The sequence below is a fragment of the Methylobacterium crusticola genome (assembly GCF_003574465.1).
Taxonomy (GTDB): domain Bacteria; phylum Pseudomonadota; class Alphaproteobacteria; order Rhizobiales; family Beijerinckiaceae; genus Methylobacterium; species Methylobacterium crusticola.
Genome location: NZ_KZ984633.1, coordinates 336 through 20374 on the forward strand (window position 1 = coordinate 336; position 20039 = coordinate 20374).

Genomic DNA, 20039 nt, shown 5'->3' on the forward strand with positions numbered 1-20039 from the left:
CGGGCGGTCGCGGCCCTGCGCCAGGCCGAGATCGGCGACCGCCGCATCCACGACCGCTACCCCGTCGACCTCGCGGCCCGGGTCGGGACCTGGGGGCTCGGCCGCGTGCTCGACCTCGGCCGCGGCGGGCTGCTCCTCGTCCCGCCGGAGGGCTGCCGCGCCGGCCTCGGCGCCCGGATCAGCCTCGACATCCGGGCGGTCGGGCGCGTGCCGGTGGCGGTGGTGGGCGCGAGCCCCCGCGGCCTGCACTGCGCGGCGGCGGGGCGCGAGGCGGAGGCGCGCCTGCGCGACGCCCTGGTGGCCATCGAGGAGGAGCACCGGCCCCTGATCGCGGCGGCCCGCGGGGGCGCGGCCGCGGTCGCCCTGGCGATGGAGCAGGCCCTCGCGGCCGGCCGCCTCGACCGCGAGGCCCTGTTCGACGGCGACTACCGCCCTGTCGCCGGGATCGACCCGCCGCATTACCTTACGGTGGCGCTGCCGGTGCTGGAGGACATCCTGCCGCCGATCCTTGAGCCCCGGCTGCTCGCCGATGCCCGGGCGGCCTTCTGCATCGCGGTCGACCGCAACGGCTACGCGCCGGTGCACAACCGGTCCCAGGCGCAGGACCCGCGGGCCGGCGACCCGGACTGGAACGCCCTGCACGCGCGCCACCGGCGCCTGCACGACGACCCGGTCGGCCTCGCGGCCGCCCGCTCGACGCGCCCGTTCCTGGTCCAGAGCAGCCCGCCGGGCTCCCACGGCCGCACCGCGCCGCTGCGGGAGGTCGCCGCCCCGATCCGGGTGCACGGCCGCCACTGGGGCGCCCTGCGGATCGCCTACCGGCTCTGACGAACGGACCGTGATCCTCGCGCGCTGCTCCCTCAGGGCCCCCGGGGCCGCGCCCGGCGCCGGAGCGTCCCGAGCATCATCGCGAGGGTCGTCGTCCGCGCGTGGATCACGGCCCGCGCCCCGCGATCGGCCGTCACCGCGGCGCGCAGATCCGCCTGGAGCGCCCGCCGCTCCTCGGGCGAGCGCCAGGCGGGCCGGAACAGGCTCGTGTCGCCCTTGAGCTGGATGTAGACCTGCGCGTTCGCCTCGAGGCTCTTGTCGTAGTGGGCGGCGCCGATCTCGGTAACGTGCAGGGGGCTGCGCACCAGGAACTTGTCGCCCGTCGCCGGGTCGCCGCCGTAGCCCGCCCGGATCAGCCGCTCCGTGTGCTCGCCGTGCTCGTAGCCGTAGCGCCGGAAGCGGGTGTCCATGAACCCGACGGCGAGGAGCGCCGCCCGGCCGAAGGCGGCGCAGTTCGCCGAGGTCACCGGCGAGCGGTAGGGGTCGCCGGGCAGGCCCGAGCCGCCGGTGTAGAGCGCATCGAGGCCCGGGCTCGCGAAATTGGCGTGGCCGTACCGGCGCGCGGCCTCGATCCAGGGCCGCTCCCATCCGTCCGCGTGCGGGAAGGTGTCGTCCTCGAGGAGGACGATCACGTCGTGGGGGTCGACGTGGGTGAAGTAGTAGAGCAGGCGGTTCTTGTTCCAGGCGATGCCCCGGTTGGGACCGGGGATGTGCCGGACCCGGCGCGCCCGCAGGAGGTCACGTGTGCCGTCGCCCGACCCGTCATCCGCCACCACGAGGCGGTGCGGCGTCGCGGTGTGGCGCGCCACGCTGTCGAGCGTGCCGGCGAGCCGGTGGACGCGGTCGTAGGTCGTGATGCCGATGCCGAGCCTCGTCACCGCGCCCGCCCGCTCTCCGCGCCGGCGGGTCGGCTCACCCGCCCGTCGTGCTCATGTGGCGCGGCACCGCGGGGCGGCTCGCCCGGGCGATGACGAAGTCGTGGCCCTTGGGCTTGCGGGTGATCGCCTCGGCGATCGCGTCCGCCACCGGCCCGTCGTCCGGCGAGGCCCGCAGCACCGCCCGCAGGTCGGCGGCATCCTCCTGGCCGAGGCACATGTAGAGCTTGCCGGTGCAGGTCAGGCGCACGCGGTTGCAGCTCTCGCAGAAATTGTGCGTGAGCGGCGTGATGAAGCCGAGGCGGCCCCCGGTCTCCTCGACGCGCACGTAGCGCGCGGGGCCGCCCGTGCGGTCGGGAAGCGGCGTCAGGGTGAAGCGCTCGGCCAGGCGCTCCCGCATGACCGAGAGCGGCATGAACTGGTCGGCGCGGTCGGGCTCGATGTCGCCGAGGGGCATCACCTCGATCAGCGTCATCTCCATGCCGAGGCCGTGCGCCCAGGCGAGCATGCCGGGGATCTCGTCCTCGTTGACGCCCTTCAGCGCGACGGCGTTGATCTTGACCTTGAGGCCCGCCGCCCGCGCCGCCTCGATCCCGTCGAGGACGACCCGGAGGTCGCCGCGCCGGGTGATCGCCCGGAACTTCTCGGGGTCGAGGGTGTCGAGGGAGACGTTGAGGCGGCGCATCCCGAGATCCGCGAGCTCGGCCGCGTGGGCCTTCAGGCGGGTGCCGTTGGTGGTGAGCGTCATCTCGTCGAGGGCGCCGGACCCGAGGTGGCGCGACAGGCCCCGGAACAGGTGCATGATGTCGCGCCGCACCAGGGGCTCGCCGCCGGTGATGCGCAGCTTGCGCACGCCCCGCGCGATGAAGACGGAGCAGACCCGATCGAGCTCCTCCAGCGTGAGCAGGTCGCGCTTGGGCAGGAAGGCCATGTCCTCGGACATGCAGTAGACGCAGCGCAGGTCGCAGCGGTCGGTCACCGAGACCCGCAGGTAGGTGATCGCCCGCTGAAACGGGTCGATCAGCGGCGCGGGCCGGGCGGGCGCGAGGGGCGGATCGTCGGTACGGGGACCCCACATGGCGAACGGTCTTCCTCGGCGCGGCGACTGGCGGCGGGCGGCGCACCTGCATATGAGGGTTCGCGCTCCGGCGGGCAAGTTGCCCCGGCGTCGCGCGGCTCCCGCCGCGGGCGCCCGGCGGCGCGGGGCCTCATCGGGCGGGGAGGCGGAGCGATGACCGGGGATGGGGAGTGGCCGACCGAGATCCGGCTGTCGCGGGACAGGCGCACGCTGCACGTCGCCTTCGAGAGCGGCGCCGCCTACGCGCTGCCGGCGGAGTACCTGCGGGTCGAGAGCCCGTCGGCGGAGGTGCAGGGCCACGCGCCCTCCGAGCGCAAGTGGCTCGGCGGCAAGCGCGAGGTCCAGATCCTCGCGGTGGCGCCCGTGGGCAACTACGCCGTCAAGCTGACCTTCGACGACATGCACGACACCGGGCTCTACGCCTGGGACTACCTGCGCCGCCTCGGCGAGGAGCAGGCGGTGCGGTTCGCCCGCTACGAGGAGGAGCTGGCGGGGCGCGGCCTCAGCCGCGATCCCCCGGCGCGCAGGTAGCCCCGGCCCGCTTGCGGCGGACCGGGGCCCGTCCGCCGCGGCCGCCGGGCCTCAGCGCTGCACCACCACCCTCGTGCCGACCCTGGCGCGGGTGTAGAGGTCCGCGACGTCGTCGTTGGTCATGCGGATGCAGCCCGACGACACCGCCGTCCCGATCGTCTCGGGCTCGTTCGAGCCGTGGATGCGGTAGAGGGAGCCGCCGAGGTACATCGCCCGGGCGCCGAGGGGGTTCTCGGGGCCGCCCTTCATGTAGCGCGGCAGGTCGGGCCTGCGGCGGATCATCTGCGCCGGCGGGCGCCAATCCGGCCACTCGCGCTTCATCGAGATGGTCTGCACGCCGCCCCAGGTGAAGCCCGGCCGGCCGACGCCGACGCCGTAGCGCAGGGCCTGCCCGCCGCCGAGGACGTAGTAGAGGCGCCGTTCCGAGGTCGACACCACGATGGTGCCGGGGCCGTAGGGCCCGGTATACGCCACGGTCTCGCGCGGCACCGGGCTGAGCTTCGGCACGGTCGCGTCGAGGGGATCGGCGGCGGCCGGCGCCCGGACCGTGACGGTCAGCGGGGTCATCAGGGGCTCGCGGGTGAGCGGGTCGATCTCGTAGGCGGCGGCGGGCGCCGCCCAGGCGGTGACGGCGCAGGCCAGCCCGGCCAGGGCGGGAACGAAGCGGCGCATGGAAGCCTCTTGAACGTGGGCGCGATGTGGTGAGGGCGGTGCGAGCACGGCCGGCACCGTACGGCTCAACCCATGGCCAAGCCGTAAACGCACCCCGGTCAAAGCCAAGCTTAAAACCGCCAAGCTTTTGCAGTTGCGAAGGCGCCGTTGTGCGGGCGCCACACCGCGGCGCGGGCGCGCCCGCCGGTCAGGCGAGGAGCGCCAGGGTGCGCCGTGCCCGCTCGGTGATGGCGGCGAAGTCGCCCGCCCGGATCTCGGCCTCCGGGGCGAGCCAGGAGCCGCCGACGGCCGCCACGTTGGGCAGCGCCAGCCAGGCCTTGGCGTCGGCCTCGCCGATGCCGCCGGTCGGGCAGAAGCGGGCCTGCGGGAACGGGCCGCCCAGGGCCTTGAGGGCCGCCATGCCGCCCGCCGGGACCGCGGGGAAGAACTTCGCCACCGTGAAGCCGGCCGCCAGGACCTGCATCAGGTCGGAGGGGGTGGCGATGCCCGGCATGAAGACCATGTCGCTCTCCGCGGCCGCCCGCAGCAGGTCGGGCGTCGCGCCGGGGCTGAGGGCGAAGCGGGCGCCGAGGTCGTGCGCGGCCCGCAGGTCGTCGGGGGTCAGCACCGTGCCGAGGCCCACCACGGCGTCCGGCACCTCCGCCATGATGGCCCGGGCGGCGTCCCGGGCCACCGGGGTGCGCAGGGTGATCTCGAGGGTGCGGATCCCGCCGGCCACGAGGGCGCGGGCGAGGGGCACCGCGTGGGCGAGGTCCGGCACGGTGATCACCGGGATCACCGGGGAGGCGGCGAGCAGCGCGTCGAGGCGGCGGGCGCGATCGTCGGTGGAGGTCATGGCGCGGTTCCTGCGGGGGTGGCGAAGGGCATCGCCGGCATCGCGGCGCGGGGAATGACGGCACCGCGGTGGCCGATCACCGCCCCGGCGAGGCGGTGGCCGCAGGCGGCGGCCTCGGCCGGCTCGAGGCCGTTGAGGCGCGCCGCCAGGTAGGCCGCCGCGAAGCTGTCGCCGGCCGCCGTGGTGTCGACGACGCGCCCGACCGGCGCCGCCGCGACCGCGACGTCCTCGCCGCCGCGGAGCACCCGCACGGAGGGCGCCGGACCGCCGCCCTTGAGCACGATCTCGCTGCGGCCGCGGTGCCGCAGCACCTCGGCCTCGCCGGCTTCCCCGAACAGCCACGCGAGGTCCTCGCCGGAGGCGAAGATCAGGTCGGCCGCCGCCATGGCGTCGCGGAAGGCGCGCCGGGCCTCCTCGCGGTCGGGCCAGCCCCGGGGCCGGTAGTTGGTGTCGAAGGCGACGCGCCCGCCCCGCTCGCGCACGGCGCGGCAGGTCTGCGCCAGGGCGGCGCGGCCGGCCTCGCCGTAGAGCGACAGGCTGATGCCCGAGGCGTAGACGAGGTCGTAGGACTGGAGCGCCGCCCGCGTGGCGTCCGCCCCGGGCCCGGCGAAGAGGTCGCGCGCGGCGGCGCTGTCGCGCCAGTAGTGGAAGCTGCGCTCGCCGCCCGGGTCGGTGCGGATGATGTAGAGGCCCGGCATCCGGCCGGGCAGGCGGCGCACCGCGCCGATGCCGATGCCCTCCCGGCGCCAGGCCTCCAGCATCTCCTCGCTCCACGGATCGTCGCCGAGGGCCGTCACGTAGTCGGCCGCGACGCCGAGCCGGGCGAGGTAGAGGGCGGTGTTGAGCGTGTCGCCGCCGAAGGCCCGCAGGAGCGTGCCGTCGGCCCGCTCCGAGAGCTCCATCATGCACTCGCCGACGCAGGCGACCCTCATCCCGTCTCTCCCCCGGCGCGGTCTGGAGTGCCATCCGGAAGCCCCGCGGGGCGGGTTGTCAACGGCCCGGCGCGGGCGCCGCCCGGGAGCGGCGCGGAGGCCGGCCGGGAGCGGCGCGGGCGCGCCCGCTCACCTCTCGGGGGGCCGCCGGCGCAGGGGGCCGACCCCGGGATCGTCGTGGTCGTCGTGGTCGTCGGCGTCCGAGGCGTCGTCGCCCGGCGGGTCCATGGCGCGGGCCAGGCGGACGATCCGCATGGCCCGCTCGGCGCAGTCGGGGGAGATCCGGGCGATCTCGTCGGCCAGGCTGACGATGGCGTCGAGGGTGCGCTGCCAGTGGGCCGTCTGGTTCACCTGGGCCTCTCCGAAACGGTCGACGGGGCGCCGAAGACCATACCCCACCCCGCGCGATTGCCCAGCCGGACCGGTTCGGCTACCGATGCGCCGCCACAGCGCCAGCCGCGCTGCCCCGGAGGGCGCGCGGCGGGGCAATCCCACGCAGGAGAGGAACGCAGCGATGCGAGGGTTCGTTCGCGCCGCGTCATCGGCGGCACTGCTCATCGCGGCCCTGACGGGCTCGGCGCAGGCGCAGTACTACGGCGACTACGACCGGCCGCCGCCGCGCCGCGCGGTCGGGTACAATTGCGAGGCGGTGCAGCGGGGCTTCACCGGGCCGGCCCCCTACTCCTGCCCGATGCAGGGGGCGCGGCCGCTCGGGGCGCGCTGCTTCTGCGACCTGCCGATCGCGGCCTTCAGCCCGCCCCAGCCGCCGGCCCCGGGCCGCGTCGTCCCGTAGCCGACGAAGAAGGCCGCCCCGCGGGACGGCCCTGATCTCTGGCGGGCGCCCGCGGCGGGCCCCGCGCGGGAGCCGGGCGCCGGACCGGCACCCGGCGCCGCGGGTTCAGTTCAGCACGACGACCTTGGCGCCGACCTTCACCCGCGAGTACAGGTCGGTCACGTCGTCGTTCGTCATGCGGATGCAGCCCGAGGACACCGCCTGGCCGATCGTGTCGGGCTCGTTCGAGCCGTGGATGCGGTAGAGGGTGCCGCCGATATACATCGCGCGGGCGCCGAGGGGGTTGTCGAGGCCGCCGGCCATGTAGCGCGGCAGGTCGGGGCGGCGGGCCAGCATCTCCCGGGGCGGCGTCCACGACGGCCACTCGCGCTTGGCCGTGATCGCCTTCGTGCCCGACCAGGTGAAGCCCGGCCGGCCGACGCCGACGCCGTAGCGCAGCGCCATGCCGTCGCCGAGGACGAGGTAGAGCCGGCGCTCGCTCGTCGAGACCACGATGGTGCCCGGGACGTAGCGGCCGTCGAAGGGGACGAGCTCGCGCGGGATCGGGGCGACCTGCGCCTGCTCGGTGCTGCCGGCGGCCTGGCCCTGGCCGTAATAGCCGGGCGCGCCGTAGCTCGGCGCCGCGCCGTAGGGCCGGCCGGCGTAGTAATCCTCGCCGGGGTTCACGTCGAACGGATCGTAGGGCGCCGCATGGGCCGGACCGGCCGCGAGAATGCAAGCACCGAGGACGCCGGCAAGGGCGGTCGCGAAGATCTTCATGGCGGGGGCCTACCTCAGCAGTTACCTTTGCAGTAAGAATGCCGTCCAGCCCCAGTGGTTCCCGGTTAACGCGAAGCTTTTTCGCGTGGCAAACTACTGGAGTGCCGAAGAGGGTTCACGCGCAGTTGACCGGATCGGCGCAATGCGTCGGTGTGCTTCCGCACACGGGCTCAGGCGACCGCGTCGGTGTGGACGTGGAAGCCGGCGAGGCGCGAGGAGCCGAAATTCGTCGTGATGGCGACGTCGGTGGCGTCGCGGCCCCGCGCCATCAGCACGCGGCCGATGCGGGGCTTGTTGTGGCGCGCGTCGAACGTGTACCAGCGCCCGCCGAGATAGACGTCGAACCAGGCCGAGAAGTCCATCGGGTCGGGCACCGCCGGCACGCCGATGTCGCCGAGGTAGCCGGTGCAGTAGCGCGCCGGGATGTTCATGCAGCGGCAGAACGCGACGGCGAGGTGGGCGAAGTCGCGGCAGACGCCGCGGCGCTGCATGAAGCCGTCATGGGCGGTGCGGGTCGCGTCGGCGTGCTCGTACCCGAAGGTGATGTGGTTGTGGACGTAGTCGACGATGGCCTGCACCCGGGCCCAGCCGAGGGGCGTGCCGCCGAACAGCGACCAGGCGGTGTCTGAGAGCTTGTCGGTGTCGCAGTAGCGGCTGCCGAGGAGGTAGACCATCACGTCGTCCGGCAAGTCCTCGACCGGGTGCTGGGCCGCATCCGGCGCGTACGCGTCGGGCTCGCCCGAGTCCTGGATGATGAAGTCGGCCGAGATCGTCACGAGGCCCGCGGGCGCGACGATGCGGGTGCAGGTGTTCCCGTAGCGGTCGGGATAGTCGCGCGAGGGCAGGGGCGGGTCGAAGCGGATCTCGTGCGAGGTGAGGAGGTCGCCGGCCCGCGAGGGATGCACGCTCAGCATCAGCAGCATCGGCGTCGGGTTGGGCGACTCGAAGGTGATCGCGTATCCGGTCCTGATCTTCATCGCTCAGCCCGCTTTCCTGCCGGTGACAGTGCTCGCCTGCACCAACGCCGGGGCGGGCCCGGAAGACCCCGCGGCCTGCCCGAAGATGCGGCAGGCCCTGAATGAAGATTCGACGCCGCGTCGCATGTTCGCTCAGGGTCTCGCGGCGCGGCGCCGCGGCCGCGGCGCAGCCGCCGCGGGGCCGGCTCGCGCGCAGGATCGCGGCGGCCCGCCGTCACCCCTCCGTGGGCGCCGCGTCGCCGACGGAGCGCCGGCGCTTCTGCGCGAAGCGCTCCAGGGCCGGCGTGCCGTCCCGGGCCGTCACCGTGACGGAGACCTCCATGCCGAGGGCGTCGTTCGGGAAGCCGATCCAGCTCCCGTGCAGCGGGACCGCCTGGCCGGGCGCGCGGGCGACCGCGACGCGGATCAGGTCGCGGTTGCCGACGATGCCGTTCGTCGGATCGAACTCGACCCACCCGGCGCCCGGCAGGAAGACCTGGAGCCAGGCGTGGGTGGAGCCGCCGCCGACGTGGCCGGCCCGGTCGCGCTCCGGGTCGTCGTCGCCCGGGACGTAGAGGTAGCCGGAGACGAACCGGGCGGCCATGCCGAGCGCCCGCACCGCCTCCATCATCAGGACCGCGAAGTCCCGGCAGCTGCCCCGCCGCAGGCGCAGGGTCTGGACCGGGTCCTGGACGCCCCGCTCGGCGCGCCCGACATACGTGAAGGTGCGCCGCACCTCGCGGGTCATCGCGGCGAGGAGCGCGCGGGTCGAGACCGGCCCGGTCGCCGGCACGAAGCTGCGGGCCCAGCGGTCGACCTCGTGGCCCGGGTCCGGATAGTGCCGCTCGATGGAGCGCAGCAGGTCCGGCATCTCGTCAGCGCCGTAGCCGAACGGATACTGCTCCGCGTGCTCGGCGAGCGCGAAGGCGGGCGCGAGCTCGGGCATGTGGTCGAGGGTGATGCGGCAGTCGAACCGCAGCTCGGTGGCCCGGCCCTTGAAGCGGGCCACCGCCACGCAGTTGCCGAACACGTCGTGGAGCCAGTGCAGGCTGTCGGGCTCCGGCGTCACCGCCAGCGAGGCGTCGATGAGGCGCTGGTCGTAGCTGTCCCGCGGCCGGAACATGATCCGGTGCTCACCCAGCCCCACCGGCTGGCGGTAGCGGTAGGTGGTGACGTGATGGACGGACAGGATCGGCACGCGTCAACACCTTCACCGCGGCGGGACACCGCTGCGGCTCCATGCAAAATGGGCGCCGCCTCGAGGAGGGATCAGCCCGGGCGACGGGCCCGCGCCTCGAAGGCTTCCGCCATGGTCTCGTCGTGGCGGCCGAGGGTCTCGAGGCGCTCGGCGCGGCGCGCCTGCGCCTCGCGGTCGTCATCGGCGAGGCTCACCTCGGCGAAGGTCCGCGCCTGCTCGGCGGCCTGCCGGCGGCGCTGCGCCTGCTCGCGGAAGAACGCGGCCTGCTGGCCCGCCGTGGCCGCGTACTCCCGGTGGTAGGATCCGTCGTCATCCTTCGTCATCGGGACATTCCTGGGCTCGTCGTCTCCGGCGGGGTTCGGGTCGGGCGCGACCGCCGGCGGGGCGGGCCCTCGCGGCGCGCCGCGGGGAACCTAGGCGCAGCGGTCATGGCGATCAAATCGCGACGAGTACGGATCATGCTGCGACATCTCCCCTCACGCGACGGGCGGGGGCGGCTTCAGCACGGCCCGCTCGGCCGCCACGAGGACGTCGAGGGCACGCCAGGGCTTGCGGATGAACACCGCCTCCGGGGGCAGCCGGAGGTCCCCGGGGGGCAGCGCGCCGGAGGTCAGCACCATGTGGGTCGTGGGCCAGAGCGTGGCGACGGCCTTGACGAGCTCCGCCCCGTCCATCTCGCCGGCCAGACGCAGGTCGGCGAAGACGAGGGCGACCTCGCCGGACCGCTCCCTGAGCACCGCGAGCGCAGCTTCCGCGCTGTCGCAGCCGATCACCGCGAGCTCACTCTCATCGAGGATCATCTCGGCCAGGGCCCGCTGGGCAGGATCATCCTCCACCACGAGGGCGATCCGCGCGGGCCGGACGTCGAGCGCGGCCGCCCGGGCCTCGACGCGGCGCACGAGGCCCGCCAGGTGCTCCGGCACGCCCTCCGCCACGAGGTCGTCGTAGGTCGCCGCGAGGGCCTCCCCGATCGCGTCAAGGGAGAGGGTCGGCGTCAAGGTCCCACCGCGGTTCCGCGGTCCGGCGCCCATCGCAGCCTCCTTCGTCGCGAGCGGGCCGGCGGACTGCCTGACCCCGGGGGATTAAGTCGCGACGGCCGCGCGGGTTTCCGCAGGGACGCCGTCCGCCGGCGCCGCCCGTCCGGCCGCAGCCGCGCCGGGGACGCTCAGCGCGCCTCCGCCGCCGCGTAGGCCATCACGCCCATGAGCGCGCCGACGTCGCGGTAGCGCGCGCCGCGGGTGCTCATCATCGCCTCGAACTTGTCGTGGACCTGCGCCACCGACAGGCCGCGCGACTTGCGGCGCCCGACGCGCTCGAAGAAGATCGTCCGGTTGGCCTTGGCGGGCTTCGGCAGCAGCGCCGCCGCCACGGCCTTGGGCTCCTCGACCACCTTCGCCATGAAGCGCTCGGCGTCGTCCGGCCCGAGGAAGTGCGCGAGGTAGGTCTCGCCGAGGGTGAGTTCGCGGCCGATCCGCGCCGCGATGCGGGCGCTGTCGCGCTTCAGCATCTCGCCGGCCATGACGGCGGCCAGGGAGGGATCCCGGCGCAGATCGAGGATGCGGGCGCGCTCGCCCGGCTCGGCCACGGCGTTGTCGTCGCCGATGAGCCCGGCCTCCCGGGCGTAGCCGTGCAGGCCGCCGAACTCCCGCATCACCTGGAGCCAGGTCCGCTCGATGAACTGGTAGAGGCCGGTCGCCGAGGAGGTGCGGGCCTGGACCTCCGTGAGGAAGCTCGATTCCTTGTCGGCCACCGCCATCAGCAGCACCGGGTCGGTCCGCACCGCGGCGGCGGCCTTGACGATGGTCTGGACGAGGTGGCGGCGGATCTTCATCGGCCCGAAGACCAGCACCTCGTTGGGGTCGCCCCCGGTGCTGGCGGCGAGGAGGTCGTCGTAAGAGACGCGGTCGACGCCCGAGGAGCCGAGCGCGGTGTCGAGGTCGTGGATCGGCTCGCGCAGGGCCGGGATCACCGCTTCCCGGGCCGGCGCCTGGACCCGGGGCTTCGGCATCACCAGGAGGTCGGCCATCATGGTCACGGCCGGCCGGGCGGTCACGAGCTCGGCGCCGTACTGGTGCAGGACCGCCGAGAGCCCGGCGGCGAGGCAGCCCGCCATCAGCATCGACCGCAGCATGACGGGCGCGCCGCCATGGACCGTCCGGCCGCAGCCGCCCACCGCGAGAACGTCCCGGGACGGCGCCGCGATCGTCCCCTCGCCGCGCCGCATCGGTCCGTTCGCTCGACGTTGCATGTGATGTTTCGCCCCGGTTTCGCTGCCTGCGACGGCCAAGAAGCCGGGGAGATGTGGCGATAAAACGGCGACGCTCGCGCGATCGGGACCGATCCACGCAAGCTTCGCCCCGAGGCGCACCATGGTGTAGGGCCGGCTCACGGCCACGCTTTACCCGAAGCGTGGCCGTTGGCGACTGATCCCGGGATGCTGCACTGCGGGAGCGCGCGCGGTTCTGCCTCGCTGTGCTGGCCCGGGCGCGGCGGCCGGCAAAGCGCCCGGCGGGGGCGCAGGCCGGCTTCGCCTCAGCGCGCCGTGGTCGGCTGCACGGCCGCGTCGCGCCCGCGCGGGCGCTTGTTGGCCTGGTGGCGGCCGACGGCGCAGCCCGCCGCCGCGCCCAGCACGCCGTGCCCGACCGCGTGGCCGGCGATCCCGCCGACCAGCGCGCCCTTGATGCAGCCCTTGGCCTGCGCGGCGCCGCTGAAGCCGACGAGCGCCGCGGCGAGCGCCGCTCCGGCCAGATACATCCTCATCCCTGCCTCCCGGTCGCGACGGCGTCGCCCGCTCGCCGCGGTCCCTGCGACCGCGCCGGTCCGGACGCCCGTGAAAATCCGCCGAGCGTGAACCGCCGAGATCGGGTCCGGTTCCCTCTGGGTCAACGCCCGGGGCGCGCGTCAGACCGGGACGTGCCGGGTGACCTCGTCGGCGACGACGTGCCCGGTATGGACGATGGCGTAGGCCTGGAGGCAGACCGCGGCGAAGAGCAGGAGCGCGATCACCGCGAGCAGGAGCGCCACGATCGCCTGGCCGCGGGACTCGAACAGGGGAGGGGCCGGGGGGCTCGCCTGCGCGGCCGGGACGGGCTCGTCCGCCGGCTCGCCGCGGGGGGCGGGCCCGGGGTTCGACGCGACGGGCTCGAAGCTCGGCCGGTAGCCGCCCACCGGAACCTGGATCCGGACCGGCAGGGCGGCTGCTTCCCCGGAATAAGCCTCCTCGAGGGCGCGCCGCAACCGCCCGGCCTCCACCCGCACGCTCGGGTCGTTGGCCGGGTCGAAGCTGTCGGCGCGCCCGAGGGCCTGCGTGGCGATGGTGTAGGCCTTGATGACGTCGCCGCGCCCGGCGAGCTCCTCCTCGACGATGTAGCTGAGGAAGGCGGTGAGCTTCGGCGAGCGGCGGAAGGCCGGCACCTGCAGGCAGCCCGCGAGGCTGCGGCGCACCTCCGCCTCGTTGACCCGCTTCGTGTCGACGTGCTCGCTCATCACCTGTCGCCCGGGTGTCGCCCGCACACGTCGCGTCCTGCGTAATTATTTATACAGAACACGCCTCCGTCCAGTCCACGGTCCCGGCCTGACGGACGGTGTCGGGGAAGGGCAGCGGGGCTCGCGGCCAGGAATGCACGGCAGATCTCTCCGGACCGCGAAGGAGAGAGATGATTTTTCGCAGTTCGCGGTTCACGAAATCGTGACGACGTCCGCGCGGCGGCCCGCGATCGTCGTCTCTACCCCAGCGGAAATCCGCCCGCAGGTGTCGGGAGATGGGGACTGGGCCCGCCCGCGCTCCCGCGAACTGTCGGGCAGGCGGGGGGTCGCCGCGGTGGGCCGGCCGGGTCGGCAGCGGCGCGGCGTCCCCCGGTCCGCGGCCCCGAAGGCGCCGGGCAGACCACCCCCGACGCGGTCCGGACCGCGGCTCCCGGGGCCCGCGCCGCCCGAGGTGGCGGGGATGCGCTCCCTTGCGTCGCGGCGGCTGCTCCGGCGCCGCGGCACGGCTTTAATCATCCGCTAACCATGATCTGGCGAGATGGGGCCAGTCCCGCACGCATCGAGGTGATCCATGGCCCAGCATCAGACCCGCCCGCTGCCGTCGGCCTTCGCGCGCTACCCGATCCCGCTGGAACTGCTCGCGGCCCTGCACCGGGCGAGCGAGGACGACGTCGGCTCCCTGGTCGCGCGGATGCCCGAGACCGGACGGGCCCGCCTCGCGGCCTACTGCACCGACAAGGACCACCTGCACCGCCTCGGCCTGCGCATCGCGGGAACCTGCGACGAGGCGGCCCTGGTCCGGGTCGCCGGGCCCGATGCCGGCGCCAGCCTCTACGCCCAGTCCCGCCTCGGCGACGCCCTGGCGTCCTGACGGCGCGCGGGCGGCCGCCTCCCCAGAAAAAAAGGCCGCTCTTGCGAGAGGCCCGAAGTCTAGGGAGGAAACGCCCAAAGAGGGCAGCAGGGCCGCGACGCCATCGCGACCTTGCACTGCACAAATTACAGTGCGGCGCACAAAACACAAGCGAAAAAGTGCGATCGCGCGTCGATTTCGGCGAGAGCCCGGGTGGCGGTTGGCGAACGGCTTTCGGATCGGCGCCAATGCGCAACCGTTCCGAGTAGCCCGGCCTCGCATTTGGAATCGTCCGGCACGGCCTGACGGTCGATCCTCGATCACGTCGGAACCAGGGCGGCTCGCCCCCGTTGGGTTCCAACAAAAGACGTGGAGGAATCGATGAGAATCGTCACCTTGGCCGGTGCCTGCGCCCTGCTCGTTCTCGGCAGCGCCGGAGCGATGGCTGGCCCCTGCGCGCCCGGCCAGACCGGCAAGTCCGCCGACCGGAGCTCGAACGTCGATCCGCCCGCGACGGCCTCGGTGTCGCCGGGCGCGAAGGCCGAATCGCCCGGGACGGTCGGCGCCATGCAGGGCGTCGGCTCGCAGACCGCGACGTCGCCGAGCGACGTGAGCAAGCAGTCCCGGGGCGAGAAGACCGCCGCGCAGCAAGCCAACGACTGCTGAGTGCATGACCGGCGCGCGGACAGGGCGTCTCGCCCTGCCGCGCGCCGCGTCGCCGGAATCCGCGTCGCCAAAGTCCACGTGTGAGGGCGTGCCATGACCGTCAGGACACCCGAAGAAGCGCGGGCGCAGATCGAGTTCGCCATCCAGGCCAAGCGCAGCTCCCTGGAGACGGCGGCCCTGGCGCTCCGGGAGACGCCGACCGATCCCCAGGCCCGCCGCGTCGTCACGCGCCTCACGGAAGACGTCGAGCGCCTCGAGATCCAGCTGCGCGGAACGGTGTGAGGCGAACGCGGGGCGGTCAGGATTGTGCGGGCGGCCCGCTCCTCAGGTAGCCCTTCGCGCGCAGGTACTCGCCCAGGATGGCGCAGATCGCCGCGCCGGGCGTGAGCTGCTCCACCGCCGCGTAGGCGCTGAGGGCGGCGGCGATGTCGTCGGGGATGTGGAACGCCTCGTCCCGTGGGCTGTCGGGCGTCGTGGGATCGGGCATCGGCCGGCTCCGGTTCTCCTCACCCGGTATCGCGATCGGCGGCCAAACGTTCCGCCTGCGCAGTGTTAGCCTCTCACATCCGGCGCGGGCACGCGGTAGAGAGGGCGCATGACGTCGCCGTTCCGCCACGCCCTCCTGAGGGCGGCCCGGGCCCTGGGCCCACTCTGCGTCCTCGCGCTGGTCTGGCTCTCGTGGATCCCCCGGGACTGGGAAGTGCGCACGGGCGCCGCGGGCCAGGTCGAGCACCTGGTGGCCTACATGGGGACGGCCGCGCTCCTGGCGCTCGGGTTCGGTCGCGCCCCGCCCTGGCGCCTGGGCGCGGCCCTCGTCGCCCTGGCGGCCATCCTGGAGATCGGACAGATCTGGGTGCCGGGCCGGACCTCGCAGGTGATCGACTTCGTCTCGAGTGCCGCCGGCGCGCTGATCGGGCTCGCCCTCGGCCGGATCCTGCTCGCGCGGCTCGCGCCCGGGACCGCGGCCTCTCGCGCCGCGCCGACCGTGCGGGACCGGTGAGACCCGGGAGCCGGGCCCGGAGCACCGGACCGGCCTCCGGCGGGGCGTGCTAGTCGAGGCGCTCGCCCGTCAGGGAGAGGCGGGCGCGGAACACGATCCTGCCGGTCTCGGTGCGGACGCTCGCCACGAGGTTGCGCCGGTTCTCGTCCGCCGCCGCATCGGCCGCGATGGCCGGGAGCACGCGGATCGCCGCCTCCCGGGCCGCCTCCATGGTGGCGAAGGGCTGGCCGTCGTCGTCTCTCGTGAAGAGAACCCCGTCGTCGATATCGAAGAAGAAGCGGACCATGCGACATCCTCCTCCCAGGGACGGCGCCTGCCCTTGATCGTCCGGCGATCCCGGCATCCGCGGCGGGCGGGCCGACGGCGGACGTACGGGCTCGACCGGAGCCGGAGGGATCGATCCGCGGCCGTAACCCTGCTCAGACTACGGAGTCTCACTCCGCATTCCGATTGGCCTTTGGTCCGGAGCCAGACAGGAAGCCGCCGCGCGACCCGGACCGCGACGCGCCCGACGCGTCGCGTGCGTCGCCGCGGCACGACGATCCCCGGCCTCGGGGGAGGCCCGCGCGCGTCGGGGGGTCCCGGCCGCCGCGGGCGCTTCGCTTGCCTCAGGCCGCCCTGATCATGAAGGGCCGCGGCGCGCGGACCGGCGGGCTGACCCGGGCGGTCTCCGGGCCCTTGATGCTGAGCGCCAGGGCGACCGTCAGGACGTGGGCGCCGGCGCGGTCGCGCACCCGCACCCGAAGCTCGGCCGGATCCACGCCGGACAGCGTCGCCCGGGCGAATTCGAGGGCGGTGCGCGTCGCCTCGGCCCGGACCTCGTCCGAGCCGCACAGGATCATTCCCAAATCGTCGCGGCAATCCCAATCGCCGGCCTTCAGATCGAAGAAGTATCGCTGCACTCTGACCTCCCCTTTGTTATCGGGGCAGGTGTGCACAGCGTGCCGGTGCCGTGCTTTAACATAATTGAAGCTGGGCTGGAGCGCAGCGCGAAGAAACTGCCGGAAAACCGTCGGCGACTTCGGATCTGCGGCGCGAGGGACACAGGGTCGGGCGCCGCTGGTACCGCCACCCCGGCTCGAACGGGGGACCTCTAGATCCACAATCTAGCGCTCTAACCAACTGAGCTATGGCGGCTCGCGACGCCGCGGTGTGTAATCCGCGCGGCGCGCCATGACAAGCGCCGGATGGGGCCGGATGCACGGGAAATCCCGCGGCCGTCCGCCGGCCCGGCCCGGCTCCGGCGCGAATAGCGGATCGACCCGCCCGCTCCGGCACCGTAAACAGCCGGGCGCCCGTCACCCACGCCCGCGGTCTTGATGACGTCGAAGTCCGAGTCGGTCCGGCGCTCGCTCACGGGGAGCCCCCTCGTGAAGGCGCCCGGCACGCTGCGGGCCTGGGTCCGCAGCAGCGAGATCGGGCTCGTCCTGCTCGCCGCCCTGGTGGGGTGCCTCGCCGGCCTCGCGGTGAGCGGGATGGGGTGGGTGGCGCAGCGCACCCACGAGGCCCTGTTCGGGCTCGAGGCGGCGGAGCGCCTCAGCGCCGCGCCCGTTCTGCACCCGCTCGTCGCCCTCGGGGTTCCGGCCCTCGGCGGCGTGATCCTGGCCTTCGCGGCCTGGCTCGGCGAGCGCTGGCGGCGGGTGCCGGGCCGGCCGGTCGTCGACCCGATCGAGGCCAACGCCCTGCACGGCGGGCGCCTGTCGCTGCGCGATTCCGTGCTGGTCGCGGTGCAGAACGTGATCTCGAACGGCTGCGGCGCCTCGGTCGGGCTCGAGGCCGGCTACACCCAGATCGCCGCCGGCATCGCCTCGCGGCTGGGGCTCAGCTTCGAACTGCGCCGCTCCGACATGCGGGTGCTGGTGGGCTGCGCCGCGGCGGCCGCCATCGCGGCGGCCTTCGGCGCGCCCCTGACCGGGGCCTTCTACGCCTTCGAGCTGATCATCGGCACCTACGCCATCGGCTCCCTGACGCCCGTCGTGACGGCGGCGCTGGCCGGGGCCTTCGTGGCCCGGGCGGTGCTCGGCGTGCAGACCGTGATCACGCTCGGGCCGACCCCCGTCGTCACGCCGACCGACTACCTGCCGACCCTGGGCCTGGGGCTGATCTGCGCCGGCCTCGGCATCCTGATCATGCAGGGTGTCACCCTGATCGAGGCCGGGGTGCGCCGCACCCGCCTGCCCGCCCTCGCCCGGCCGGCCCTCGGCGGGCTCCTGGTCGGCGCGCTCGCCCTGCTGGCGACACCCCAGGTGCTCTCGGCCGGGCACGGCGCCCTGCACCTCAACCTCGGCGACGACGGGGCGGCTCCGGGGGCGGGCGCCCTGATCGCGCTGTTCCTCGCCAAGGCGCTCGCCTCCGCGGTCTCGATCGGCACCGGGTTCCGGGGCGGCCTGTTCTTCGCCTCGCTGTTGCTCGGCGTGCTCGCCGGCAAGGTCTTCGTCCTGCTCGCCCCGCCCCTCGTCGCCATGGTGCTGCCGCCGGCCACCTACGCCATCGTCGGCATGAGCGCGCTCGCCGTGGCGGTGATCGGCGGGCCCATGACCATGACGTTCCTCGCCCTCGAGATCACCGGCGACTTCCCCATCACGGGCCTCGTGCTGGTGGCGGTGATCGCCTCGTCCATGGCCGTGCGCAAGACCTTCGGCTACTCCTTCGCCACCTGGCGCTTCCACCTGCGCGGCGAGAGCATCCGCAGCGCCCACGACATCGGCTGGATCCGCAGCCTCACGGTCGGGCAGCTGATGCGCCGGGACGTGCGCACGGTGCGGGCCGACGCCACGCTGGCGGCCTTCCGGCGCGCCTTCCCGCTCGGCTCGGCGAGCCAGGTCGTGGCCCTCGACGAGGGCGGGCTCTACGCCGGCATCGTGCTGGTGCCGGAGGCGCATGCCGTGCCCATCGACGACGACGTCGGCGCCATGCGGGTCGCCGACATCCTGCGCTACCGCGGCGAGGTGCTGCTGCCGCAGATGAACGCCAAGGAGGCGGTGGCCCTGTTCGACCGGGCCGAGAGCGAGGCGCTCGCCGTGGTGGAGGACCGCGAGACCGCCCGGGTGATCGGCCTCCTGAGCGAGAAGCACACCCTCAGGCGCTACAGCGAGGAACTCGACCGCCAGCGCCGGGCGAGCGTCGGCGAGGTGGCGTGAGCCCGGGATTGACCGCCGCCGCCGGATGCGCGACCCCCGGACGGCCCGACCACGGGCCCCACGCGGAAGGAGCACGCCCATGCCGTCAGCCCAGCGCCACTACCGCATCGCCGTGATCCCGGGGGACGGCATCGGCAAGGAGACCGTGCCGGAGGGCGTGCGCGTGCTGGAACAGGCGGCCAAGCGCCACGGCTTCACCCTGCAGCAGGACTGGTTCGACTTCTCGTCCTACGACTACTACGCCAAGCACGGCCGCATGATGCCGGAGGACTGGAAGACGCAGATCGGCGCCCACGACGCGATCTTCTTCGGCGCGGTCGGCTGGCCTGAGAAGATCCCGGATCACGTCTCGCTCTGGAACTCCTTGATCCTGTTCCGCCGCGAGTTCGACCAGTACGTCAACCTGCGCCCGGTGCGGCTCATGCCGGGGGTGACCTCGCCGCTCGCCGGCCGCAAGCCCGGGGACATCGACTTCTGGGTCGTCCGGGAGAACACCGAGGGCGAGTACTCGTCGATCGGCGGGCGGATGTTCCCCGGCACCGACCGGGAATTCGCCGTGCAGGAATCGGTCTTCACCCGGCGCGGCACCGACCGGGTGCTGCGCTTCGCCTTCGACCTCGCCCGCTCGCGCCCGAAAAAGCACCTGACCTCGGCCACGAAGTCGAACGGCATCTCCATCACCATGCCGTACTGGGACGAGCGGGTGGAGGCCATGGCGCGCCACTATCCGGACGTGGCCTGGGACAAGTACCACATCGACATCCTGACGGCGCACTTCGTGCTGCACCCGGACTGGTTCGACGTCGTGGTGGCGTCGAACCTCTTCGGCGACATCTTGTCGGACCTCGGCCCCGCCTGCACCGGCACGATCGGCATCGCACCCTCGGGCAACGTCAACCCGGAGCGGGACTTCCCCTCGCTGTTCGAGCCCGTGCACGGCTCGGCCCCGGACATCGCGGGCCAGGGCGTCGCCAACCCGATCGGGCAGATCTGGTCGGGCGCCATGATGCTGGAGCACCTCGGCGAGCGCGAGGCCGCCGCCGAGATCGTCGCCGGCATCGAGCGGGTGCTCGCGGAGCGCACGCTCCGCACCCGCGACCTCGGCGGCAATGCCGACACGGCGGCCTGCGGGCAGGCGGTGGCCGAGGCGCTCGGCTGAGGCGCGGGCGCCCGCACCCGGCGGCGCGGGCGCCCGCCCACGGCACCGGCCGCCCCGCCGGGCGCGGAACCATCTCGCGCACCTCTCCGTTGCGGGCGGGCTCTGCGCCGGCCCTGGGTTGTGGTGAGCCGGCGCGATCCACGCCTAGGGAGAGGCCCGATGGGTAGATTGGTGCGCGGCACGCTGACGGCGGCCGTTCTGGTGATCGGCGCGGCGACCGCCCTCGCGCAGGGCGGCGGGGCCGGTGGTGGCGCGGGCGGCGGCGGCGCGGGCGGCGGCGG

General features: G+C 74.0%; 25 protein-coding genes, 1 tRNA gene and 1 pseudogene. 9 read left to right on the top strand and 18 right to left on the bottom strand.

Going from position 1 to position 20039, the window contains the following annotated elements; translation table 11 throughout:
• Positions 1-828, top strand: a pseudogene (locus tag DT057_RS03780) (chemotaxis protein); the annotation flags it as partial.
• A 32-nt stretch (positions 829-860) separates the two neighbouring features.
• On the opposite strand, the gene DT057_RS03785 reads toward DT057_RS03780, so the two are convergent.
• Complete coding sequence (locus tag DT057_RS03785; RefSeq protein ID WP_128560790.1) at positions 861-1706, bottom strand: glycosyltransferase family 2 protein; 846 nt, start codon at positions 1704-1706, stop codon at positions 861-863.
• A 34-nt stretch (positions 1707-1740) separates the two neighbouring features.
• Positions 1741-2781: a GTP 3',8-cyclase MoaA gene (moaA, locus tag DT057_RS03790; protein ID WP_128560791.1), complete on the bottom strand. Its 1041-nt coding sequence runs from the start codon at positions 2779-2781 to the stop codon at positions 1741-1743.
• Between the two features lie 153 nt (positions 2782-2934).
• On the opposite strand from moaA, the gene DT057_RS03795 reads away from it, so the two are divergent.
• A complete protein-coding gene (locus tag DT057_RS03795; RefSeq protein ID WP_128560792.1) occupies positions 2935-3312 on the top strand; it encodes a gamma-butyrobetaine hydroxylase family protein in 378 nt (125 codons plus the stop codon).
• A 51-nt stretch (positions 3313-3363) separates the two neighbouring features.
• On the opposite strand, the gene DT057_RS03800 is transcribed toward DT057_RS03795, so the two are convergent.
• The 4 genes from DT057_RS03800 to DT057_RS03815 all read right to left on the bottom strand — a co-directional run bounded on the left by DT057_RS03800 (position 3364) and on the right by DT057_RS03815 (position 6102).
• Positions 3364-3984 carry a L,D-transpeptidase gene (locus DT057_RS03800; protein ID WP_128560793.1) on the bottom strand — a complete coding sequence of 207 codons (621 nt, stop codon included), beginning with the start codon at positions 3982-3984 and terminating at the stop codon, positions 3364-3366.
• Positions 3985-4171: 187 nt separating this feature from the next.
• Positions 4172-4819 (bottom strand): bifunctional 4-hydroxy-2-oxoglutarate aldolase/2-dehydro-3-deoxy-phosphogluconate aldolase, encoded by a 648-nt coding sequence (eda, locus tag DT057_RS03805; RefSeq protein ID WP_128560794.1) that lies wholly within the window; start codon positions 4817-4819, stop codon positions 4172-4174.
• Positions 4816-5751: a sugar kinase gene (locus DT057_RS03810; protein ID WP_128560795.1), complete on the bottom strand. Its 936-nt coding sequence runs from the start codon at positions 5749-5751 to the stop codon at positions 4816-4818. Before DT057_RS03810 ends, eda begins: the two co-directional genes overlap by 4 nt.
• Positions 5752-5880: 129 nt before the next feature.
• Positions 5881-6102 (bottom strand): hypothetical protein, encoded by a 222-nt coding sequence (locus DT057_RS03815; protein ID WP_128560796.1) that lies wholly within the window; start codon positions 6100-6102, stop codon positions 5881-5883.
• A 163-nt stretch (positions 6103-6265) separates the two neighbouring features.
• On the opposite strand from DT057_RS03815, the gene DT057_RS03820 reads away from it, so the two are divergent.
• Positions 6266-6544 (top strand): hypothetical protein, encoded by a 279-nt coding sequence (locus DT057_RS03820; protein WP_128560797.1) that lies wholly within the window; start codon positions 6266-6268, stop codon positions 6542-6544.
• A 105-nt stretch (positions 6545-6649) separates the two neighbouring features.
• Here DT057_RS03820 and DT057_RS03825 read toward each other — a convergent pair whose 3' ends face one another.
• From DT057_RS03825 to DT057_RS03860, 8 genes are all read right to left on the bottom strand, one after another.
• The gene (locus DT057_RS03825) at positions 6650-7303 is read right to left on the bottom strand and encodes a L,D-transpeptidase (protein ID WP_128560798.1); all 654 of its coding nucleotides are present in this window, start codon (positions 7301-7303) and stop codon (positions 6650-6652) included.
• Positions 7304-7473: 170 nt separating this feature from the next.
• Entirely contained in the window at positions 7474-8280 is an 807-nt protein-coding gene (locus DT057_RS03830; protein ID WP_128560799.1) for a transglutaminase-like domain-containing protein, read from the bottom strand.
• Positions 8281-8494: 214 nt separating this feature from the next.
• Positions 8495-9457, bottom strand: coding sequence for a transglutaminase family protein (locus DT057_RS03835; protein WP_128560800.1), 963 nt, complete (start codon positions 9455-9457; stop codon positions 8495-8497).
• A gap of 71 nt (positions 9458-9528) precedes the next feature.
• Positions 9529-9780, bottom strand: coding sequence for a hypothetical protein (locus DT057_RS03840; protein ID WP_128560801.1), 252 nt, complete (start codon positions 9778-9780; stop codon positions 9529-9531).
• A 153-nt stretch (positions 9781-9933) separates the two neighbouring features.
• Positions 9934-10488: a response regulator gene (locus DT057_RS03845; RefSeq protein WP_128560802.1), complete on the bottom strand. Its 555-nt coding sequence runs from the start codon at positions 10486-10488 to the stop codon at positions 9934-9936.
• Between the two features lie 134 nt (positions 10489-10622).
• Positions 10623-11705 (bottom strand): transglycosylase SLT domain-containing protein, encoded by a 1083-nt coding sequence (locus DT057_RS03850; protein WP_128560803.1) that lies wholly within the window; start codon positions 11703-11705, stop codon positions 10623-10625.
• A 284-nt stretch (positions 11706-11989) separates the two neighbouring features.
• Entirely contained in the window at positions 11990-12217 is a 228-nt protein-coding gene (locus tag DT057_RS03855; RefSeq protein WP_128560804.1) for a hypothetical protein, read from the bottom strand.
• Positions 12218-12358: 141 nt separating this feature from the next.
• Positions 12359-12943, bottom strand: a complete 585-nt coding sequence (locus tag DT057_RS03860; RefSeq protein ID WP_128560805.1) for a hypothetical protein — start codon at positions 12941-12943, stop codon at positions 12359-12361.
• Positions 12944-13514: 571 nt separating this feature from the next.
• Between DT057_RS03860 and DT057_RS03865 the strand changes: the two genes are divergently transcribed.
• The 3 genes from DT057_RS03865 (at position 13515) to DT057_RS03880 (ending at position 14741) form a co-directional block, all read left to right on the top strand.
• Positions 13515-13814 carry a hypothetical protein gene (locus DT057_RS03865; RefSeq protein WP_128560806.1) on the top strand — a complete coding sequence of 100 codons (300 nt, stop codon included), beginning with the start codon at positions 13515-13517 and terminating at the stop codon, positions 13812-13814.
• Positions 13815-14174: 360 nt separating this feature from the next.
• Positions 14175-14459 (top strand): hypothetical protein, encoded by a 285-nt coding sequence (locus DT057_RS03875; protein WP_128560808.1) that lies wholly within the window; start codon positions 14175-14177, stop codon positions 14457-14459.
• Between the two features lie 93 nt (positions 14460-14552).
• Positions 14553-14741, top strand: a complete 189-nt coding sequence (locus DT057_RS03880) for a hypothetical protein (RefSeq protein WP_128560809.1) — start codon at positions 14553-14555, stop codon at positions 14739-14741.
• 16 nt (positions 14742-14757) lie between these two features.
• On the opposite strand, the gene DT057_RS03885 is transcribed toward DT057_RS03880, so the two are convergent.
• Complete coding sequence (locus tag DT057_RS03885; RefSeq protein WP_128560810.1) at positions 14758-14946, bottom strand: hypothetical protein; 189 nt, start codon at positions 14944-14946, stop codon at positions 14758-14760.
• A gap of 108 nt (positions 14947-15054) precedes the next feature.
• On the opposite strand from DT057_RS03885, the gene DT057_RS03890 reads away from it, so the two are divergent.
• A complete protein-coding gene (locus DT057_RS03890) occupies positions 15055-15459 on the top strand; it encodes a VanZ family protein (protein ID WP_128560811.1) in 405 nt (134 codons plus the stop codon).
• A 49-nt stretch (positions 15460-15508) separates the two neighbouring features.
• On the opposite strand, the gene DT057_RS03895 is transcribed toward DT057_RS03890, so the two are convergent.
• The 3 genes from DT057_RS03895 to DT057_RS03905 form a co-directional block, all read right to left on the bottom strand.
• Positions 15509-15745, bottom strand: coding sequence for a DUF6894 family protein (locus DT057_RS03895; protein WP_128560812.1), 237 nt, complete (start codon positions 15743-15745; stop codon positions 15509-15511).
• A 322-nt stretch (positions 15746-16067) separates the two neighbouring features.
• Positions 16068-16361 carry a DUF6894 family protein gene (locus DT057_RS03900; RefSeq protein ID WP_128560813.1) on the bottom strand — a complete coding sequence of 98 codons (294 nt, stop codon included), beginning with the start codon at positions 16359-16361 and terminating at the stop codon, positions 16068-16070.
• Positions 16362-16519: 158 nt separating this feature from the next.
• Positions 16520-16596: transfer RNA gene (locus DT057_RS03905), tRNA-His, on the bottom strand.
• Between the two features lie 182 nt (positions 16597-16778).
• Between DT057_RS03905 and DT057_RS03910 the strand changes: the two genes are divergently transcribed.
• Complete coding sequence (locus DT057_RS03910) at positions 16779-18599, top strand: chloride channel protein (RefSeq protein ID WP_128560814.1); 1821 nt, start codon at positions 16779-16781, stop codon at positions 18597-18599.
• A 79-nt stretch (positions 18600-18678) separates the two neighbouring features.
• Entirely contained in the window at positions 18679-19758 is a 1080-nt protein-coding gene (locus tag DT057_RS03915; protein ID WP_128560815.1) for a tartrate dehydrogenase, read from the top strand.
• Positions 19759-20039 lie beyond the last annotated feature (281 nt).

Excerpts from the sequence above, each read along its gene's own strand:
- moaA (WP_128560791.1), bottom strand. The coding sequence starts at position 2,781 with ATGTGGGGTCCCCGTACCGACGATCCGCCCCTCGCGCCCGCCCGGCCC.
- DT057_RS03895 (WP_128560812.1), bottom strand. The coding sequence starts at position 15,745 with ATGGTCCGCTTCTTCTTCGATATCGACGACGGGGTTCTCTTCACGAGA.
- DT057_RS03810 (WP_128560795.1), bottom strand. The coding sequence starts at position 5,751 with ATGAGGGTCGCCTGCGTCGGCGAGTGCATGATGGAGCTCTCGGAGCGG.
- DT057_RS03795 (WP_128560792.1), top strand. The coding sequence starts at position 2,935 with ATGACCGGGGATGGGGAGTGGCCGACCGAGATCCGGCTGTCGCGGGAC.
- DT057_RS03875 (WP_128560808.1), top strand. The coding sequence starts at position 14,175 with ATGAGAATCGTCACCTTGGCCGGTGCCTGCGCCCTGCTCGTTCTCGGC.
- DT057_RS03800 (WP_128560793.1), bottom strand. The coding sequence starts at position 3,984 with ATGCGCCGCTTCGTTCCCGCCCTGGCCGGGCTGGCCTGCGCCGTCACC.
- DT057_RS03855 (WP_128560804.1), bottom strand. The coding sequence starts at position 12,217 with ATGAGGATGTATCTGGCCGGAGCGGCGCTCGCCGCGGCGCTCGTCGGC.
- DT057_RS03845 (WP_128560802.1), bottom strand. The coding sequence starts at position 10,488 with ATGGGCGCCGGACCGCGGAACCGCGGTGGGACCTTGACGCCGACCCTC.
- DT057_RS03850 (WP_128560803.1), bottom strand. The coding sequence starts at position 11,705 with ATGCAACGTCGAGCGAACGGACCGATGCGGCGCGGCGAGGGGACGATC.
- DT057_RS03825 (WP_128560798.1), bottom strand. The coding sequence starts at position 7,303 with ATGAAGATCTTCGCGACCGCCCTTGCCGGCGTCCTCGGTGCTTGCATT.
- DT057_RS03880 (WP_128560809.1), top strand. The coding sequence starts at position 14,553 with ATGACCGTCAGGACACCCGAAGAAGCGCGGGCGCAGATCGAGTTCGCC.
- DT057_RS03830 (WP_128560799.1), bottom strand. The coding sequence starts at position 8,280 with ATGAAGATCAGGACCGGATACGCGATCACCTTCGAGTCGCCCAACCCG.
- eda (WP_128560794.1), bottom strand. The coding sequence starts at position 4,819 with ATGACCTCCACCGACGATCGCGCCCGCCGCCTCGACGCGCTGCTCGCC.
- DT057_RS03885 (WP_128560810.1), bottom strand. The coding sequence starts at position 14,946 with ATGCCCGATCCCACGACGCCCGACAGCCCACGGGACGAGGCGTTCCAC.
- DT057_RS03915 (WP_128560815.1), top strand. The coding sequence starts at position 18,679 with ATGCCGTCAGCCCAGCGCCACTACCGCATCGCCGTGATCCCGGGGGAC.
- DT057_RS03865 (WP_128560806.1), top strand. The coding sequence starts at position 13,515 with ATGGCCCAGCATCAGACCCGCCCGCTGCCGTCGGCCTTCGCGCGCTAC.
- DT057_RS03840 (WP_128560801.1), bottom strand. The coding sequence starts at position 9,780 with ATGACGAAGGATGACGACGGATCCTACCACCGGGAGTACGCGGCCACG.
- DT057_RS03820 (WP_128560797.1), top strand. The coding sequence starts at position 6,266 with ATGCGAGGGTTCGTTCGCGCCGCGTCATCGGCGGCACTGCTCATCGCG.
- DT057_RS03860 (WP_128560805.1), bottom strand. The coding sequence starts at position 12,943 with ATGAGCGAGCACGTCGACACGAAGCGGGTCAACGAGGCGGAGGTGCGC.
- DT057_RS03910 (WP_128560814.1), top strand. The coding sequence starts at position 16,779 with ATGACGTCGAAGTCCGAGTCGGTCCGGCGCTCGCTCACGGGGAGCCCC.
- DT057_RS03890 (WP_128560811.1), top strand. The coding sequence starts at position 15,055 with ATGACGTCGCCGTTCCGCCACGCCCTCCTGAGGGCGGCCCGGGCCCTG.